Origin of the sequence: Saccharopolyspora sp. NPDC002686 (assembly GCF_040295745.1) — a bacterium.
Lineage (GTDB): Bacteria > Actinomycetota > Actinomycetes > Mycobacteriales > Pseudonocardiaceae > Saccharopolyspora > Saccharopolyspora oryzae.
Genome location: NZ_JBEOVY010000005.1, coordinates 41,854 through 60,342, shown reverse-complemented (window position 1 = coordinate 60,342; position 18,489 = coordinate 41,854). Strand labels below are relative to the sequence as shown.

Genomic DNA, 18,489 nt, shown 5'->3' with positions numbered 1-18,489 from the left:
GGCCGCGGGGAACGTGCGCGGGGACCGGGTCGACATGCGTGAGGCGGCCGTGGTCTCGGCCGTTGACCTCTACGACAGGGCCAACCAGGAGTTCCGGGCGAGGCAGGTCCAGGCGGCGCGCGGAGCGAAGGATGGGAAATTCGAGCGGGCGCGGCGCAAACTCGTCCGGGGGACCGACGAGCCGAATTACCTGATGAATCTCGATCCGGCGTGGTGGGAGACGCGATTCGCCAGCATGTTCCACGGTGCCCAGGTCCGCGACGACGGTGGCCGCGCCGGGTTGGTGTTCGACCGCATGCAGCGCGGTGCGGTCGAGATGCGGGTGTACAACGAGCGTCAGCTGGGTCCGGTGGCCGGAAACGCGCAGTGGGAGCAGCTGATCAAGTCCGCGCCGGTGGTGTCCCACGAGCACAGCGCCAGCAACTCGGCCGAGCTCGGCGCGACGTTCATCTACGGTGTGGGGGACGCTTCGGCCGCTGCTGGGGTGACGACGTCGGCTGGCGACGAGGAATCCCTGGCAGGTGCGACGAAGACGAGCGCGTCCAGGCAGATCGAGCCGGTACTGTTCACCGGCGACCTGGTGGTGCGGATTAGCGCAGATGCCTGGCAGCACTTGTTCGGGCAGCCCAACACCAAGTGGGATGCGATCAGCCCGTACCCGACCGGCGCGAGCGGCGACTTCATCGAGCTGGTCGTCCCGGACGGGGTGCTCTACACCAAACCGTCCGCACCCACCCGGATCGAGAACCTCGGCCCCGACCTGCCACTGCTGCGCGACATCGGGCAGGGCATGGACAAGAACGTCGTGGTCACCGGGTTCACCATCGATCAGGAGCAGCCCGCAGGCGGAGACGTGCCGGAAAGGACGTCGGACCGGGCGATCCGGGCGCTGGCTCACGCGGCACCGAAGCTGTTCCCCAATTGGGATCCCGGTTCGGGAACACCGCCACCGCTGTTCAACGAGACGCGCGGCCTGCGGCATCTCGATTCCCCGGCGGGCATTGACCAGGCGCTCAACGGCGGCTGGACTCGACAGTTCTTCGGTTCGGACTGGTTCGGAACGAGCTACTACCAGCTGTCCGTCCACGCGAGATCAGCTCCGGGCGACGTTCAGCGCGTCTACTACGACGATCCGAACGCCGGTGGGTATTCCGAGGTCAACGGTTCGCACGAGGTCGGCGACAGCAGTGCGCGCACAGCGTCGTTCGGCCTCGGGTTCAGCGTCGGCCCGGAAACGCCGGGCAAGGTGTCGCTGCTGCCCGGCTTACCGCTGGGCTGGTCCGCCGAAAGCGGAAGCGAGCAGTCCACGGGGCTGGAGGACTACCGGCAGGACCGGAGCGAAAGCAATGCGAGAGCCTCGTTGCGGGCACCGGTGGACCTGGAGTTCACCGTGCACAAGGTCGAGATGCCGCCGTTACCGCTGTCCACTGTCAGCGACGGTCACCTGGGGAAGCACTCGTACCGCCACCCGGACCAGCGGGAGATCGAGCTGCCGCCGGAACTGAGGACGGTGCGCGGTACGGCCGACCTGGACGCGCCGGAGTTCCTGCTGACCCGGCGTTTCGCAGCTGGGGCCGGTAGGCGACACGGGGACATCACCACGGCCGCCCGGAACACACCATCCTTCCAGGTCTCCAAGGCGCCCCGTGACGAGCAGCTGAGTGCGGACCTGGTGGAGGTGATCGCCGCGTCTCACGGCAATGCGAACCTGGTGCGGCGATGGTTCGGGCCCGCCACCCCGCACCGGGCAACGATCGATGCACTGCTCTCCCCGGACATGCAGGTCGCCAATCTCGGAGGTGACGGCCGCCTGCTCTCCAAAGACGGGTACACCGTGGAATTCCCGGTCCAGGACAAGTTCCAGTCCATCACGTACAAGGTCCAGGTCCGGGAGCGGTTGACCGATCCGCAGTTCCAGTTCGACTGGACAGAGAAGGCCCACACCTCGGAGGACGGTGAAACCCGCGCGGAGAGCAACTCGGACAACAACGGTCGCGGTCTGAGCTCCGGTGCTGGTGCCGCAGTGTTCAACAACCCCAGCTTCGGTGGACCCGAATCCAGTGCGGCGCGCGGGAAATCAACGTCCGAGGGCATGTCGAACGCGACTCAGCGGGCCCACTCGACCAAGATCCGCGGCGAAGTCTGGCACCGGTACACCGCGACCCGGAAGCTCGACGTCGTCGTCCACTCGAAGTCGCACCTGGCGCGCACCTGGACGGAACACCGCCTCGAAGGCGACAACGCGCTGGTCGGTACAACGCCGGTGGAATTCGACGTGAAGCGATCCGACTCCGAGCCCTTCGGCGGCCGGCAGCGGGGCCGCCGCAACGTCGGGGCCATCGGTGATTACCGAACGCAGCTTGCGGCCATTCCCGAGGAAGCGTCACCGCGGGATGCGGAGCAGGCCCCGGCACAGGACACGCTCGTTCTCGACCTTGACCGGATTGAGCCTGTTCACGACAACCTCCGGGCGCCGCTCGCGGCTATTGCCGAGGAATCGGAAGAGGAGGATGCTCCAGGGGCGTCGGGCGATGCTTCGGGTACCGATGCCGCGGCTCCGGCCCCGCCCTCGCAGGACGATGCGGTTGCCCATGAACTGACCGATTCCCAGCCGATCGCCGGTACCGTGAATCGCGCGATCATTCAAGGCAGCACCAACGCCGACTTCGTCCACGGCCGCGTCGATCTCGACGGGGTGAGACTCGAGGGGAAGATTTCGGGCAAGGTCGTCGGCAATTTCATCGGTCATCTGGACGGCAGCGTCACCAGGACGGACTCCAGCGGCAGGAAGGTCGTCGATTTCGTCCGCAATCGCCGGGTCAACGGTTACGGCGCGTTCTCCGGCACGATGAGCGGAATCGCCTTCGGCAAGATCTCCGGCGTGGTCAACGGGGTTCGGATTGCCTTCACCCCGGCGCCGCTCCGGTCGAACCCCACCAGTCCGGCCCCGCATCTCGCCGGAACCACAGACGACGGACGAATCGTCAACTACTGGCCGACAGAGGTAGTGCGGACGTTGCTGCTCAACCAACGCGGCGATTCTAGTGTGCTTTCCCTGGATGCCGAACCCGGTGAACTGGCACTGATAGCCAATTGGGCGTGGAAGTCCGATCAGCTCAACAGCTTCGTGCGTACTCTGCCTGGGGACGACGACACGGTCACCCTCTTGGACATCGATGATCTCCGTCACCGCCGGGGGGCGACTCCGTGGCCGCCGGGCGCCAAGGTGATCTGGATTTCCACGCATGGACTTCCGGGCAAGATCTCCCTCCACCTCCTCTCATCTGACGGCAGTGTTGTCAAGATCAACGTCGATGGTGAGGGCTTGTACCGGACGATCCGGGAGCTCCCGCAGTACCAGCACCTGCGTGGTAGCAACCCGAACCAGCACCTGGGTCTGTTGGTCTGCTACGCGGGAGTCTTGGGCGGATCGGCGGCCTTCATCGGGGCGGCTCGGCGCTTGGACAATGATCAGATGACCGTCCACGCTGGACTCGACTTGGTCGGTTACGGGCCGATCCGCGACGTAGGCTCGATCAGTCCGTACTTCCGCGTCCTGCGCAACGCCGGCGTGATCACCCACTTCCCCGATGGCTCCAGCCTCATCCGGGGCGAAACCATTCTGACGCCCGAGGAAGCCCGCGCGATCTCGGAATTCGAAGCCCCGTACCGGCAGCTGCGGCAGCAGTCTCTCGCGACTGGGTCTCGCGCGATCGAGTTCCCCGGGACGGCAGGGCCGGGTGGACGACCAGCCGTTGCGACGGAGAGCGCTTTTGCGCGTCCCCGCAGCGAGCCTGGTCAGAAGGGCGGTGGTCTTCGGATTGCGGGGATGGAGCGTGGTGAGTCGTCGGTGGTGCCGGAGCGGCTTGACGGTCATCAGGTTGCTGTTGTGCGGTCTGTTTTGGAGAAGCGATTCCAGTGGTCGATGTCGGTTGATGATCTGCATTTGAGGTATGCGGAGTGGCGTGCGCTGTGGGAGAGCGGGGAAGGGGCGACTCCGAGGAACGATTATGATTTGGCGAGGGCTGTCGCTTCGTTGAAGCAGCGGGGTTTGCCGGGTGGGGCGCCTCCGGTCGGTAGTACTAGCGGGTCTGGTTACGACAGGCACGCTAGACCGGGTTCGACGGTTCCGATCGCGGGGAGTTCAACCAACCCTGGTGGGATCAGTGCTCGTGGCGATCAGCGCAAGAGGATCTTGCTCGAGGGGGCTGCCTACACTTACGAGGCGATGCCCAGCACCGACGATTTCGTCCATGGCGTTTCGTTCCGTCGCCACAACAATTACTCGCTGACCAGCAAATCAGACATCTTGGTGCGGACGCTGCCCGGTGAGACCCCGGAGCAGGCGGCGGGGCGCACCAAACGGCCCGGCGGCGAGTCCAAGTTGCCCGGCCACGTTTTGTACCTGGACATCGGCTGGCGCGACGGTGCCTACGTCCTGGTGCGCGAGGAGGGCAGCGGTTCGGCGGAAATCCCCCCGTCCGTGCTGGGGCTCGTGGCCAGGAACTTGCGTGTGTTCCAGGATCTCGCCTGGGACGCGGACGATCTCACCGTCGTTGTGCTTTCGGCGCCTAAGAGTGCGCTGCGAGGCGTTTTTGAGGAACTGCGTAAAGTCCGCCAGGACGTCGTTGTCATGGGCAATGACGGGAAGGTCACTCAGCTGGCGGACGGGAGGTTCGGTGTCGAGGACAACCGGGGCTGGTATTCCTACAGCGATGCGAACCGGTCCAGTAAAGCGGTCTATTCCATGGGCAACGTCCGTAACATTCGCTTCTTCGAGAAGTACTTGCCGGATTCGAGGTTCATTCCGGATAACGACCGGCCGGTGAAGGTGACCGACGGTCGCGGGAAGGAGCAGAAGCTCTACCCGGAGGAAGCCGCGCCGGAGGCGGTGTTCAAGATGTCCGCTGGCGGGGTCACGTGGATCAACGGCCTCACCTTCATCCACGAATCGCGAGAAGTGCAGATCGACAGGACGGTGAGCTCGAACCTCGACGGTATTCGGGACGTGGTGCGCACCCGGGACGGCGAGGCGCTCAAAACAGAGCAGCTATTGAAGCTGCGGAAAAACCCGGCGAACGATCCGGCTCACCGCAAGGCTGCAGCGCCTTGGCCGCTCGTGGTGCGCAGGATCACCGACGTCGGAACGGGCGCCACCGGGCTCTTTCGGGTCGGCCCCAGTCTGCTCAGCACGCACGGAAATAGCAATGAGATCAGCATGCACGTCGCCCACTTCGGCGGGAGTGTGGATATGTCCGGGGGCACGTTCTTGTACGTGCTCGTTCAGCGCCCGGAGTTCCAGGAGATGTACGCGGCGAGTCCCGGTCGCGAGTTGCTGCTCACGGTCTGCAAGATCGGTGGGAAGCAAGCCCAGGCGCTGCCTGACTGGGCGAAAATGGCGCAGGCGATGGGGCTGCCCAATGAGTTCTTCGCCCCAGCAGGCACTGTCGCCGTGGGAAACGCCGTCACGGGGAAATATGTGCCCACTCTTGTCGTTGAGGACAACAAGGGGTGGGTATCCAGCTACGTCGCTGATGACGGGACACGCAAGATCCGCGACTACCCCGATACCCGGTACACCGACCATGAGCAGCAGACTCTCCCCTTCGGAGACGATTCAGAGAGTGATTGGCTTCCCGGCAGCGGACGTGTTCCGCCGGGTCGCCGTGGCGATGATTCCGGTCGGCCGGTCCCGCGCCGGGGCAGCGGCGAGGAGGCAACTCCGGCCGGTACGCCGGAGCTCTCCTTGACCGCTAGTGCGGAATCGGCCCAGCCGCGACAGGACGGTACTGATCTCCGGCCGATTGCTGATCCCGGCATTCACGCGATCGCTCGAAGCGGCACGGACCTCGTCCACGGCAGCGCCGATCTCGTTGGGAGGAGACCTGAGAGACAGCCGGGGTTGGTCGGCGGTGTGTCCACGGCCGCAGTCGGTGGCGGTATCGTGCCTTCATCTCGTGCTGGGCAGTCCCGTGTCTCGCAACGGCTTGAGATTCCCCGTTCTGGTACCAATGCCGACTTCCTGCATGGAAACGTCAGTCTTCAAGGGGTGAGATTCGAGGGGGGTATTACGGGTTCGGTCGTCGGTAAATTCACCGGAATGTTTGACGGCACGTTAACTGTGACGAACTCCAATGGCAGGCCGATCGCCAGTCGCTTCCGCGATCTTTGGGTCAACGCTAGCGGTCGTTTCGACGGAACAATGGACGGAACCGCCATCGGTCATATTGTCGGCTGGGTAAATGGCGCTCGGATTGCTTTCACTCCGGATTTTCCTCGTTTGAATCCCGCTAGGTCGACCCCACGCCTCTCTGGAACATTGAAGACTGGGGGGCAATTAGTTCACTACTCACCGCAGGAAGTTGTCCGGTCGTTGATGTTCAACCGCGATGGCGGTCCCAGTGGCCTCTCGATGCACATCGAACCCAGTTATGTGGAAGGTATGGGTACGTGGGCGCGGTCGTTCACCCAGCTCGGCAACTTCATGCGAACTCTTCCCAATGAGTTGCTCATTCCTGAATTCATCACCAGCGCCGAACGTCGGATGCGCAGCGTGCCGACGTCGTGGCCGGCAAGTGCCAACATGATCTGGATTGCCACACACGGATGGGTTTCCGCGCAGGGAGTGAACAAGTTTGAAGTCCACCTTCTTTCTTCCGATGGAAGTATCGTCGATATTGACGTCCTTGGGTCGGGACTTTACCGGACCATCCGGGAATTTCCTCAGTACGAGTTCCTCCGCGGTACCGATCCGAACCTGCATTTGCTGATGTTGATCTGTCATGCGGCAGGCGGGAGTGGATCGGCGGCATTCACCGACGCAGCCCGCCGATTGGACAACGATTACATGACCGTGCACGCTGCGCGGGAAGAAATCGGAAACGGTCCGTGGGATGGCCGCTCGGGTCGTCCTTACATTCTTGTGGCGCACAACGCTGGTCTGATAACCCACTACCCCGACGGATCCAGCAGCGTCCGGAATGAGACCATCCTGACGACCGATGAAATCCGTGCGATCGAACTCGAGATCCCGAAGCGGCCGCAGCCGCCTGCGATTCGACGGCCTCTCGTGGTCCACGAAACTACCCATGGCAAGTTCTCGAAGGCTGGCGCCCAGGTGCAGCGGAGAACTTATGATGAGGAAGTAACTCCGGCGCTGGATTCCGGGGGAGGTGGCAAGACCCCGCAGAACGCTCCGGCCGAAATTCCGGGCGATGGGCGGGTCGCTGAGCGGCTTCAACCCGAACTGGACGCAGACCGGATTTCGGATTCCGATGATGCAGAAGGTGACTCGGGTAATACGGCTTCCGAGAGTCCGATGCTGTTCCACATCGGTAGCGGGGACAGCGTCCTGCGTACCTCTCGGCCGGGTAGTTCGGTTCAATCGCTCACAAGCCTTGGTGTTTCGGAGCGTTCGGTAAGCACCGCCGCCGAGTCCGCCTCCGGTGGTATTCCCGATTCGCGAACCGAAGATGCCCGTCAGAGCGAGGCGCCGTCTGATCAGGAGTCGACGCGCGTCTGGTCGGAGCCCGGCGATTTCTTGTCGGCCGGGTCGGATTGGCCGATGGTGGCCGCTGAGCAGGGTACCGTGCGCGAGGAAGCTGGAGCGAGTGGTGCGGAGTCTGCTTTCGATGCGGCCTCCGGTCGGGGCGGGCAGGCTGCGGGGATATCGAGTGCGCAAGAGGTGAGTTCGCAGAGCGAGTCGGTTCCCGCTACTGACACCCGCGGGGTGTCGGCGCCTGCCTTGCAGCGGACGTTCGAGCAGTTTAAGGCCAGCTATCTGGATGGGTTCGGATCGTTGCCACCTGTGGGGCCGACGTCGCTCTACGCCGTCGTGCCGTATGCCGGTGGCCCCGAACAGCTGCGGGCCGACACGATCTCGGCGGGGATCGAGCAGTTCCGATCCGAAACGACGGCTGAAAACACCTTCGACGCTCAACCGGCCACCGAGCTTGCTCTGAAGGCGCAGCAAGAAGCGGACGTGCCCCCGCTGGCGGTCGCGCTGGCGGAAGGGCCGTACCCGCGCTCTGGGCGCATCGGGCACACCGGTGAGCTCGTGGCAAGACTGATCGCGACCAATCTCGGGCGGCCGCTTCAGATCAAGCATGCGGACAACTCCGTCAGGAGGTTCGAGCCGTTCGAGCCGGCGGCGTCGTCGGAGTCCGATCTGGTCGTGGACGTGCAGCACATGCCGGCGCAGGACCAGCAAACGCATCCGCCGGAAGTGCTCAGCATGCAGACCTTCGTCGCTCCTGCGAACCGAGTGCAGAAGCGGCCGGCGCAGAGTCGACGGCAGCAGCGACAGCGGCTGCAGGAGCGAGTGCAGCGGCGAGGAGAGCAGCAGCAACAGCAACAACAGCAGCAGCAACAGCAACAACAGCAGCAGCAACCGCAAGTGGTTAGCGCGCAGACCTTTGTCGATCAGCACGGCCAATTCGACGTTAAAGCGGCGAACGACTTCATGCAGCAGTACTACCCCGGTGTTCAGCAGATCAACAAGCAGAACTGGGACAACGGCACTGCGGGGCACGACAACAACTGCGGGTACTGCACGGTCGCCACCGCGACCCACCTCAAGGGCAACAACCCGTATCAAGTGGACCCGGCGACTCCGATGACGTTGAACGCCGTGGAGAACGGCGCGGCCTTGAACGGCTATCCCGGTCGCAAGTTCCAGCAGGTTCCTGGTGGGTACAACCAGCTCAGCCATGAGGTCAGCCAGCAGCCGCCGGGATTCGTGGCGTCCGTCGGGGTAACGTGGAAAGGCGCGCCGATCGGGCACTTCTTCAACGTGCACAAGCACCCCAACGGTGCAGTCGTCTACCTCGACGGGCAGGACGGTTTACCGGCTGACATCAGCAAGCCGCCAAACGAGCTGTATGCGATGGAGTACTGAGCCCCTCCCCGAACCTCTTCAGTCGACGTAGAATCGAGCAGTTAGCGAGATGATCGACCCGATCAGCACCGCAGCCACCTGGCTGGAGCACGTCTACGGGGGCCGCGTCGGTGTCGTCGGCACGGCGCCGATCGCCGAGGGCGAGCACAGCTGGTTGGTCGGGTGCGGAAGTCGCGAGGCCGCTGCGGAGCCCATGCTGGCCTGCACGATCGCCGTCCCGAAGGATGGCCGCGAGCCCTTCCCGGTTTCGAACTCGGCGCCGATCGACGAGCTGCTCAACCTCGCCCCTGCGCAACGGCCGGTCGTGCCCGGGCAGGAACCGTGGCGCTGGCGGGTCAACGCCCGGAACTGCGTGGTCGCCATCGACGCCGTTCTGCAGGGCGCCGGAGCGAGCGCGTTGCCGTGGCGTCCGGCCGACGAACGGCCGGCCTGGTGGACCCGGCTGCTGGCGGAGCACTTCCCGGACGCGACCACGACGACGCACCAGGACTGGGCCGCCGCGCTCAACGCCATCGCCGCCGCCGGACCGGGTTCTTGCGCGGTGGTCTGGTTGCGCCGCAGGTTCCGGGATGCCGAGGTCACCGGCCACTTGCTGTACGCCAAGCACGTGGACGGCGCGGTGCTGGTGCTCGATCCCCAGCACGGGATGCCCGCTGAGCTGAAGGATTCGGAGGTCCACGAGCTGACCGTCGCGGTGTTCCACCGGGAGCCCGCGAGCGCCGAACCCATCTCGGCGCCCTGGCAGGTCGCGGCCACCGATGTCGGCTCGGCGGTGGCCAAGGCGACGGCCTGGCTGAACGCCACCTACGGCGGCGAGGTCACCCTCGTTTCCCCGGCTGCCGAGGACGAGTTGCGCCGCGGCTGGCTGTTCGCGTGCACCACGGAGACGTTCAAGCGCACCGGCGACTGGCGCGATCAGTTGCTCGATTCCGCGCTCGTCGTCCCCAAGCGCGCGGAGGAGGAACCGTTCGGGCTGCCCAACGGGGATCCGTGGACGTTCCTCGAACGGTGGGACGCCAACGAGCAGAACTTGCCGTCGCCCCCGAACCCGGGCGCGGCCGCCTGGTACCGGCCGACGATGCAGGAGCTGGGACGGGTTCTCGGCACCAGCCACCACGTCGATTGGGCCGGGGTGATATCCGAGGTGGCGACGCTGCCACCGGGCGCCGCCGCCGTGGTGTGGGTGCGCCGGAAGGACCGCCGGGGCCGGGAGACCGTGGGAATGCTCCTGCCGACCGCGAACGAGGGCGGGCGGGTCCGCATCGCGGACCCCCAGAACCCCACCGCCGTGCCAAAGTTGGAGAACAGCCCCTTCAGCCTACTCCTCATCACTTATGCAACGCACCGGTGAGGGAAGTCCCTGTTTCGCCACACCGGTGACGGGTTGTGATGCACGATCGAGCTGACCGCGGTGAGATCGCCTTGTCGGTCGACAACAACATGGGATGGGTGGAGAGCTACCTCGCGGACGATAGAACCCGGAGGACCCGCGACCACCCCGGTACCCGGTACACCGACGACGAGCTGAAGAACCTGCCGTTCCGGGATTCTAGGAGGCGAAGGTGATTCCGGCAGGCAATCGAACAGGAGCGATGATGCAGGACGAAACCTCGGTGTCCGAGGGCGTCGGCGAGCGGAAGTGGGTGCTTGTTCTCGACCCGGCGTGGCGGCCCGCGGTGGAAGGCGAGGCTCCGCCGGTGGAGGCGGTCATCGGTGCTTGGCTGCTGGAAGCCGACGGCAGCACAGGACCGTTCCAGCCGAACCCTGACTACGTGCCGGCGGACGAGGATTCGCCCACCGACCCGGTCGACGCCGCCGTGCGGCTCGTGGTACGTGGTGAGTACAGCGAAACATCCGTGCTGTCGGCGATGCGGGACGCCATGTTCGGCATCGCCCTGGACGAGCAGGGCGCGGCGATCGTGACCCAGTCGCCGGACGGATTCCCCGTCGTGTTGGTGGCGACCGCTCCCGCGCACGCCCGGCGGCTGGAAGTGCCGTCTTGGCAGGAGATCAGCGCACAGGACCTGGCCGATTCGTTGCCGGAGTCCGGTCTTGACCTGCTGGTCAACCCGGCCGCCCCAGCATCGATGCGGGTCGTCGCGACGTCGTTCAAAGCAGCCGTCGCAGAGGCCGCCGCTGGTGGTCCACTGCCAGAGCCTCCGTTCGGTCAGTCGTGAACGCCGCGCAGGACGGCGGTCTGGTGACGCTGATCGTCGATCCCGGCTACGAATCCGAGGACGGGCAGGTGCCGGAGGTGGCGATCGTCGGAGGCTGGTACATCGACCCGGAAGGCGATGTGAGCCACTTCCGCTCGAACCGCGCCTACTTGCCGTCGAGCCCTGAGCTGCCGACCGACCCAGTCGACGCCGCGCTCCGGCTCGTCATGCGCGGGGAGTCCGACGCCGACCAGTTCGTGGCGATGCTTCCCGAGGCCACGTTCTGCATCGGTCTCGACGAGCGGGGTTCGGCCATCGTCACCCGCGATCCGGACGGCCAACAGACCGTGCTGGTGGTCACCGCCTTGGCGCATGCGCACCGGCTGACAGTCCCAGCCTGGACGGAGATCACCGCCAGGCAGCTGGCTGACCTCCTGCCGGTGGAAGGCGTCGACATCTTGTTCAACCCCGGTGCCCCGGCGTCAGTCCGGCTCGGGGCCGATGAGTTGCGCAAGGCCATCGGAAGCGGCAACTGAGGGAATACCCCCGGACCACTGATCACCGCCGGTGTACGTCCGAACGGCGGCGAGTAGAAACCGATACTCGTCACGAGTTCGGCAGGGGAGTGGTGATCCTTCATGGAAATGAGCAAGGTGCTGGAACGAGTTGCGGAGGAGGCCGCTCAACTGCGCGGCGCGGGGATGGTGATGGACTACATCCCGGCGCTCGCGGAGGTCGATCCGGACCATTTCGGCATCGCGCTCGCCGAACTCGATGGCAGCGTCCTCGGCGTCGGAGACTGGGAAACGCCCTTCTCGGTGCAGAGCATCTCGAAGGTCTTCACGCTCGCGCTCGTGCTCGCGGGCAGCGACGAATCGTTCTGGCAACGGGTCGGCCGCGAGCCATCGGGGAGCGCTTTCAACTCGCTGGTCCAGTTGGAGCACGAACGGGGAATCCCGCGGAATCCGTTCATCAACGCAGGTGCGCTTGCCGTCACCGATGAGCTGATCTCGATGGTCGGCGACGCCAGCGGCGACCTGCTCGCGTTCCTGCGCGAGGAAAGCGGCAATCCGGACTTGGAGGTAGACGAGAACGTCGCGGCCTCTGAAGCAGCTCATGCGGACCGCAACCTCGCACTGGCCCACTTCATGGCCTCGTATGGCACTCTGCGCAATCCCGTGGCGACCGTGCTCGACCAGTACGTTCGGCAGTGCTCGATCGCGATGAGCTGCCGGGATCTGGCGCTGGCCGCTCTGTTTCTGGCCGACCGTGGCTTTCGACGGGACGGTTCGGCTCTGCTCAGCTGCCGGCAGGCCAAGCGGATCAACGCGATCATGCTCACCTGCGGGACCTACGACGCGGCCGGGGAGTTCGCCTACCGCGTCGGAGTCCCGGGCAAGAGCGGAGTCGGTGGCGGGATCCTCTCGGTGATCCCGGGCAGGTGTGCGGTCGCGGTGTGGAGCCCGGGGCTCGACAAGCGCGGCAATTCCGTGGTCGGGATGGCCGCTCTCGATCACTTCACCACCCTGACCGGCTGGTCGGTCTTCTGAGCTGATGAGCTCGCGAACTTCCCGGGAGGAGGGCGCTGATGAGCGGAGATCCGGATCTGGAGACGCCGGAGGTCCCGGACGTCGTGAGGGGCGGTTGGATGTTGCTGACCGACCAAAACTGGGAGCCAGAATCTCCGGATGACACAGTGCCGACCGAGCTCGTCCTCGGTGGCTGGCCGTCCTATCCGGATGGATCCTGGGGCCTGTTCCGGGCGAACCCCGCCTACCAGCCCACCACCCCGGACTCCCCGACAGATCCAGTGGACGCGGTGCTGCGGGCGATCTCGCGCCACGGCTACGGGGCCGACCAGCTGTTGTCGGTGCTGGAGGGGAGCGCGCTGGAGATCGCGCTGGACGATCAAGGCGTCGCGATCCTGGACCGCGCACCGGATGGCGTTCCTTCTGTTCTCGTCGTCACCTCCGCGGTGCACCGTGCTCGGTCGACGGCGGCAGATTGGCGCGGTACCGACATCCGCGAGATCGTCAATGCCTTGCCGGCCAGCGGGGTCGATGTGTTGTTGAACCCGAACTCGCAGGCCTCGATGCGGATCGGCGCGGATGCGCTGCGCGCGCACTTGGCCGAGTCGGCAATGGCCGAGCGCGGAGAGGTGCGCACCGAGACTTGAACCGGAACGCATCCATGAGGGAAGTCCCCATGTTGGTGGCGTCAGCTGCTGTTGCGGGGCGAGACGCGGACGGAACCGGCTATGACTGTCATGGCGGCGCAAAGCAGGAAGGCGTGTCGCCGTGCGGTGAGTATGGAGGAACCGGGAACGTGAGCCAGAACGTCATCGTGGTCACCCAAGGCACTGGCCATGGGCACCGCAGCATCGGGGACGCGATCGAAAGCGCGTCCGATGGTTCGGTGATCGTGGTGGGGCCTGGTCGCTACACCGAGAACCTGGTGCTGACCAAGGCGATCACCATCACCGCCGAGGACGGTGCGGGCACGGTGCGCATCGTCGGGCAGCGTGGCGTCGCAGTCGCGGTGGCCGCGGACGCCGCGGCGCTGTCGGGGATCACCGTCGACTCAATGGACGGGGAGAACCCGGCCGTCCTGGTGGCCACCGGGCAGCTCACCCTTACCGAGTGCGAGGTGCGCTCCAGCGGCTGGGCGGCGATCTACGCGCAAAGCTCTGGCAGTGTCCTGATGCGGGAGTGCGTGGTCCGCAACCAGGTCGGTGCCGGAGTCGTGGTCACCTCGGACGCGGGGAGCGTGCTGGATTCTTGCGAACTGCTGGAACTGGGCACCTCTGCGGTGGTCGTCGCCGACGACGGGAACCTGACCGTGCGGTCCTGCGCCGTGCGCGGGGCCGCGGGAAATGGGATCTGCCTGAACGGCCGGGGGCGCCTCGTGGTCGCTGACACGGTCGTGACCGGCCCTGCCAAGCCTGCCGTCGCGGTGGAGCAGGAGGCCCAGATCAGCGCGACTCGGCTCAACGTCAGCGATTGCAGCGGTATCGGCTTCTACCTGGCGAGTTCGGAGTCGGTACAACTCGAGGACTGCTCGGTCGAGAAGGCCGGTGCCGAGGGTGTGTACGTCGCGAACTCCTGCGCGCCGGTCCTGCGCTCCTGCCAGGTCCGCGGCTCGCGATGGCGTGGACTGTTCTTCGCCGACCGGTCCTCCGGTGAAGTAACCGGATGCGAGGTGTCCGATGTGGATGGTGTCGGGATCGGCGTTACCGAACGCAGCGTCACCGAGTTCGACAAGACCACGGTGCTGAGCTGCACCGGAGGCGTCCGCGTGGACGAGGACTCCGATCCGTTCTTCCGCCGGTTGCGGGTCGTCGGCAGCGACGGTGCGGCGATCCAGGTGCACGGACGCGCCCGCGGCCGGATGGAGAACGTGGAGATCGACCGGGCCGGCGAGTCCGGCCTGGAAGTCCTCAGTGGCGCTCGGCCCTCGATCACCGGGTTGAGCCTGCGCCGCGCCGGCTCCGTTGGGGTGAGCGTCAGCGAGGCGGCCCTGGCACTCAGCGACTGCGACATCACGGAATCGGCCGGCGACGGCGTGTACGCGGGATCGGGCGCGGATCTGTCCTTGCGGCGCTGCAGGGTCAACGGCAGCGGCGGGATGGGCTGCCGGTTCGACGAAGGCGCTTCTGGCTCTGTCGTGGAGTCGGAGTTCACCAACGGCGCCGCGGACGGTGTGCGGCTGGAAACAGAGGAAACGGTGCGGCTGGCGGGCTGCACGGTCCGGGAGAACCGAGGCAGCGGAGTTCGCCAACTGCGACCGACCGCGAAGATCACCGTGGAGAACCTAGTCAGCGGTGGGAACGGTGCGCAGGACGCCTACGGCAGTTCTGCCGCCGCGACAGCCGAACAGGACGCCGAACCGCCGGTGCAGCAGGTCCGCGATCGGGCACCGAGTGCAGCCGACCCTCTAGGCGAGCTGAACCGGTTGGTTGGGTTGGAAGGCGTGAAGCGGGAAGTGCTCTCGCTGGTCAACCTGAACAAGATGGCTAAGCGGCGGGTGGACGCCGGCCTGTCCGCGCCACCGATGGCCCGGCACCTGGTGTTCGCCGGTGCGCCCGGCACCGGCAAGACCACGGTCGCCCGGCTCTACGGCGAAGTCCTTGCCGAGCTCGGTGTGCTGCGCTCCGGTCACCTGGTCGAGGTGGCCAGAGCCGACCTGGTCGCGCAGATCATCGGAGGTACCGCTATCAAGACAACCGAAGCGTTCAACAGCGCGCTCGGTGGTGTGCTGTTCATCGACGAGGCCTACACGCTCAGCTCCGGGCGCGGCGGTACCGGACCGGATTTCGGCCGGGAGGCCATCGACACGCTGGTCAAGCTGATGGAGGATCACCGCGATGACGTTGTGGTGATCGCTGCGGGCTACTCGAAGGAGATGCAGCAGTTCCTCGGTGCGAACCCCGGCATGGAGTCCCGGTTCAGCCGCACCATCGAGTTCGCCAACTACACCCCGGACGAGCTGGTCACGATCGTGGAGTCGCAGTGCCGCAAGCACGACTACGAGCTCGATCAGGAGGCGGGGCAGGCGTTGCTGGCCTACTTCGAGGCGATCCCGAAGGACGGCACGTTCGGCAACGGCCGCACCGCGCGGCGGGTGTTCGAGGGGATGACCGATCGGCAGGCTTCCCGGCTGGCAGCGGACAGCTCGGCGCAGTCGGCGGACCTGACCGTGCTGAAGGCCGTAGACCTCGATCCCGTCGGCACCTGATTCGGAGACCGGGCAAGAGGATTGAGAACAGACGCTCCGGGATCTGCGAACGGTCCAGAATTCGCCTGCTGCGACGAGATTCGTCGTCGTAACAGCTGCGGCCGCATCGATCGAACCTCAGCGCCCAGCTGGACTCCGGGTGTCCAACTCGTTGTATGCCAATACACGCAGTGTGGGGCTTTCCTCGCCAGGCGAACGCCGACAACCAGCGGCGGTCCAAGCGCCGAGGGTGGGTTGTGCGCTTGACAGCGCGTGCAAGAAAAAGATCAAAACCCAGGATCAATGACAGCCGCTTAGCGTGTCGCCGAGGGTTCGTCACCCGCACTGGAGCTTTCGGCTCCCGTCGCTTCCAGCTGTTCCGCGTTGGTGGTCCCCTCGGATACGGCGGAGCGCGCCGAGTCGTCGTCGGCCGAGAGTAACACCGGAAACTGAATCGGCGCACCCACGAGGTCGACGACCTCGCGAAGGTCGGCGCGCAACTGATCGTCGGCGAGCCCGAGGACCTGAATCCGCACCCGCGCGAGCTGCTCGTGCCGCAGACCCGACAACAAGTCCCGCAACGCCGCAGGCATGTCCTCGGGCAGTGGTGCGCACGGCCAGCCGAGCGTGATGGTCAAGTGATCCACTTCGAACGCCAGTCGATCAGCGGAACCGGGCTTTGCGGCCTGCGATGCGGGCAGCAGGCAAAGCCCGGAGGGCACCACCTTCGCCACGACTTCGTGCGGCCCTGGTTGCTGACCGGCCGCAGAACTCCTGCGGTACTGCAAGGGCCCAGATGCCACCCAGCCGCGCGGCGGAGCGGAAGCTTGCACCGGAAGCACCTGCCCGTCCGGAGTGTGCCTCAGGAGGGTGGAAAAGGGTTGCCACGGTGAGCTTTCGGGGCCGCTTGGGACGACCACGTACTCCGACCTGTCCCAAGTCCTGACCAGTCCGGTGGTGCTGATCACGTCGTGGCCGGCGAGCGCGGCGAGTTTCCCGAGCCACTCGGCAACGGCAGTCCGAGGATCAGCCGGCACGAGTTGGATCCGCTGTCGCAATCGCCACGGGAAGCGGGACAGCAACGCCGCGACTTGTCGAGGCTCGATCGGTTCGTCCTCTGGGGAGCCGAGGACGAACCGGGGGTGCACGTGTGAGACGGCCACCACGTGGCTGATCGCGAACGCGGCGCTCATCGGCGAAGCCGACACAGCCAGTCCGGCCGGTATCGGGCGGGTGTGCAACTCGCCGTCTCGGACGACCCCCCGGGGCAGCAGGTTCTCCCACTCGGGGCGAGGGTAACGAGTACCGCGCAGTTCACGGACCTTCCCGGGGGAGAACCGCACCCAGCTGTGGTCGTCGGTGCCTGCGAAGATCGAACTGCCGGGCACGAACGTCAGCGGCCCGTCCGGGGCGAAGACATCCGCGCGGAATTCACGCGAGATCTTCTGCGCGAGTGCCTGGCCGCGTCCGTTACCCTGGCCTGCTCCGGCCAGTGCCAGGAACAGCCGAGAGCGGCCCGAACTCTGGTGGGGAGTGGCTGCTTCCAGCGCCATCCAGCATGCCTGGCGCAGCGCTGGACGGAATGCCTTGGACCGGATGGCGCGAGCTGATGCGAGCACGAGACCATCTCCTGCCGCGACCGGGATCGTGCGGAACAGCTGGTGCTCGGCCACGTCACCGTCTGCGGTGTGCAGGATCAGCACCGACGGCCCGTGCTGCTCCAGGACCAGGTCGCGCACCTGTTTTGAGGCGGATTCAGGTGCCGGTACCAACCCCGCTTTCGGTTGCGGATGTTCCAGGACATCGTGGCTGCGCATGCCGGAAGACCTTCGTGGGCTCGTAAGTGCTGACCGGACCCGTGGCGGAGTGGATTACGCGGTGCCTTGGCTGAGCTTTTCCGTCACCGCGGGGGTGGGACCAGGCACCCGGTCGGTCTCGTGGTCCGATACCGGGAGTGTCCTGGCGAAGACAGGAACTACCACTGCGGCCACCACGATGTGCATCAGCATGAGAGCCACGACGCCGACAACGCTGGCGCCGTCGATGAAGAACAGCGGGATGTCGGCGAACAGCGAGAGCACGAGCACTGACGGTACTAGCTTCGCGAGCAAGGACTTCGGGTTCTTCGCCTTGGCGTGGATCAATGTCCATCCCGCGGCTGCTGCGATCACGCCCAGTGCCGTCAGGGTGATGTAGGCCATGGGCTGCAGCCCGATGACGGTGGAGGGCGAGGCGCCCAAACCTTGTGCGGCCAGCGAAATCGCGGTGTTCAGCGCGGATGCCACGGCGATCGAGCTGACAATTCCCAGCGCCGCCGTCTTCATGTTGGTCTTCATCGCGTCCATCGCTCCCGTTATGTCCGAGTCCGCGGCGATGCCTTGGACGAGTGGAACCTGCCCGTTCACGCTAGGTCGGACGGGCAGATCTCCGGCTGGTTCTCGGTCGACGGCCCTCAGAAGACGGGGATTCATTCACCGGCCTGGTCACGCGTAAGGAACCAGTTGTCAGACCAGTTGCTCCGGTAAGCGCAATCGCAGCACATCCAGACAATTCAGACATATTCTGCGTCGTTGGTCTCGGTTTTATCGCGAGGTCGAGAAACGACTGGTGACAACTTGCTCGAACGCAATCACGATGTAATTCTGCGAACCGAGCGCCCGGTGGCGGGTTCTCCCGTCTTCCTGAGCGTCCCAGGAGTCCGCGGCCGAGGCACGTTTCGCCATC

At 65.6% G+C, this 18,489-nt stretch carries 9 protein-coding genes; 7 read left to right on the top strand and 2 right to left on the bottom strand.

Annotated features, from left to right (window positions below; translation table 11 throughout):
• Positions 1–34: 34 nt before the first annotated feature.
• The 7 genes from ABTZ89_RS01590 to ABTZ89_RS01560 all read left to right on the top strand — a co-directional run bounded on the left by ABTZ89_RS01590 (position 35) and on the right by ABTZ89_RS01560 (position 15,786).
• Positions 35–8,896, top strand: coding sequence for a toxin glutamine deamidase domain-containing protein (locus ABTZ89_RS01590; protein WP_351038874.1), 8,862 nt, complete (start codon positions 35–37; stop codon positions 8,894–8,896).
• A 49-nt stretch (positions 8,897–8,945) separates the two neighbouring features.
• Entirely contained in the window at positions 8,946–10,247 is a 1,302-nt protein-coding gene (locus ABTZ89_RS01585; protein ID WP_351038872.1) for a YrhB domain-containing protein, read from the top strand.
• Positions 10,248–10,488: 241 nt separating this feature from the next.
• Positions 10,489–11,073, top strand: coding sequence for a type VII secretion system-associated protein (locus ABTZ89_RS01580; RefSeq protein WP_351038870.1), 585 nt, complete (start codon positions 10,489–10,491; stop codon positions 11,071–11,073).
• Between the two features lie 23 nt (positions 11,074–11,096).
• A complete protein-coding gene (locus ABTZ89_RS01575) occupies positions 11,097–11,588 on the top strand; it encodes a type VII secretion system-associated protein (protein WP_351038868.1) in 492 nt (163 codons plus the stop codon).
• 102 nt (positions 11,589–11,690) lie between these two features.
• Positions 11,691–12,602, top strand: coding sequence for a glutaminase (locus tag ABTZ89_RS01570; RefSeq protein WP_351038866.1), 912 nt, complete (start codon positions 11,691–11,693; stop codon positions 12,600–12,602).
• Positions 12,603–12,700: 98 nt separating this feature from the next.
• The gene (locus tag ABTZ89_RS01565) at positions 12,701–13,228 is read left to right on the top strand and encodes a type VII secretion system-associated protein (protein ID WP_351038864.1); all 528 of its coding nucleotides are present in this window, start codon (positions 12,701–12,703) and stop codon (positions 13,226–13,228) included.
• Between the two features lie 149 nt (positions 13,229–13,377).
• Positions 13,378–15,786 carry a right-handed parallel beta-helix repeat-containing protein gene (locus ABTZ89_RS01560; protein ID WP_351038862.1) on the top strand — a complete coding sequence of 803 codons (2,409 nt, stop codon included), beginning with the start codon at positions 13,378–13,380 and terminating at the stop codon, positions 15,784–15,786.
• A 293-nt stretch (positions 15,787–16,079) separates the two neighbouring features.
• Here ABTZ89_RS01560 and ABTZ89_RS01555 read toward each other — a convergent pair whose 3' ends face one another.
• Complete coding sequence (locus ABTZ89_RS01555) at positions 16,080–17,582, bottom strand: hypothetical protein (protein ID WP_351038860.1); 1,503 nt, start codon at positions 17,580–17,582, stop codon at positions 16,080–16,082.
• Between the two features lie 54 nt (positions 17,583–17,636).
• The gene (locus ABTZ89_RS01550; protein WP_351038858.1) at positions 17,637–18,110 is read right to left on the bottom strand and encodes a DUF6069 family protein; all 474 of its coding nucleotides are present in this window, start codon (positions 18,108–18,110) and stop codon (positions 17,637–17,639) included.
• Positions 18,111–18,489: the final 379 nt, after the last annotated feature.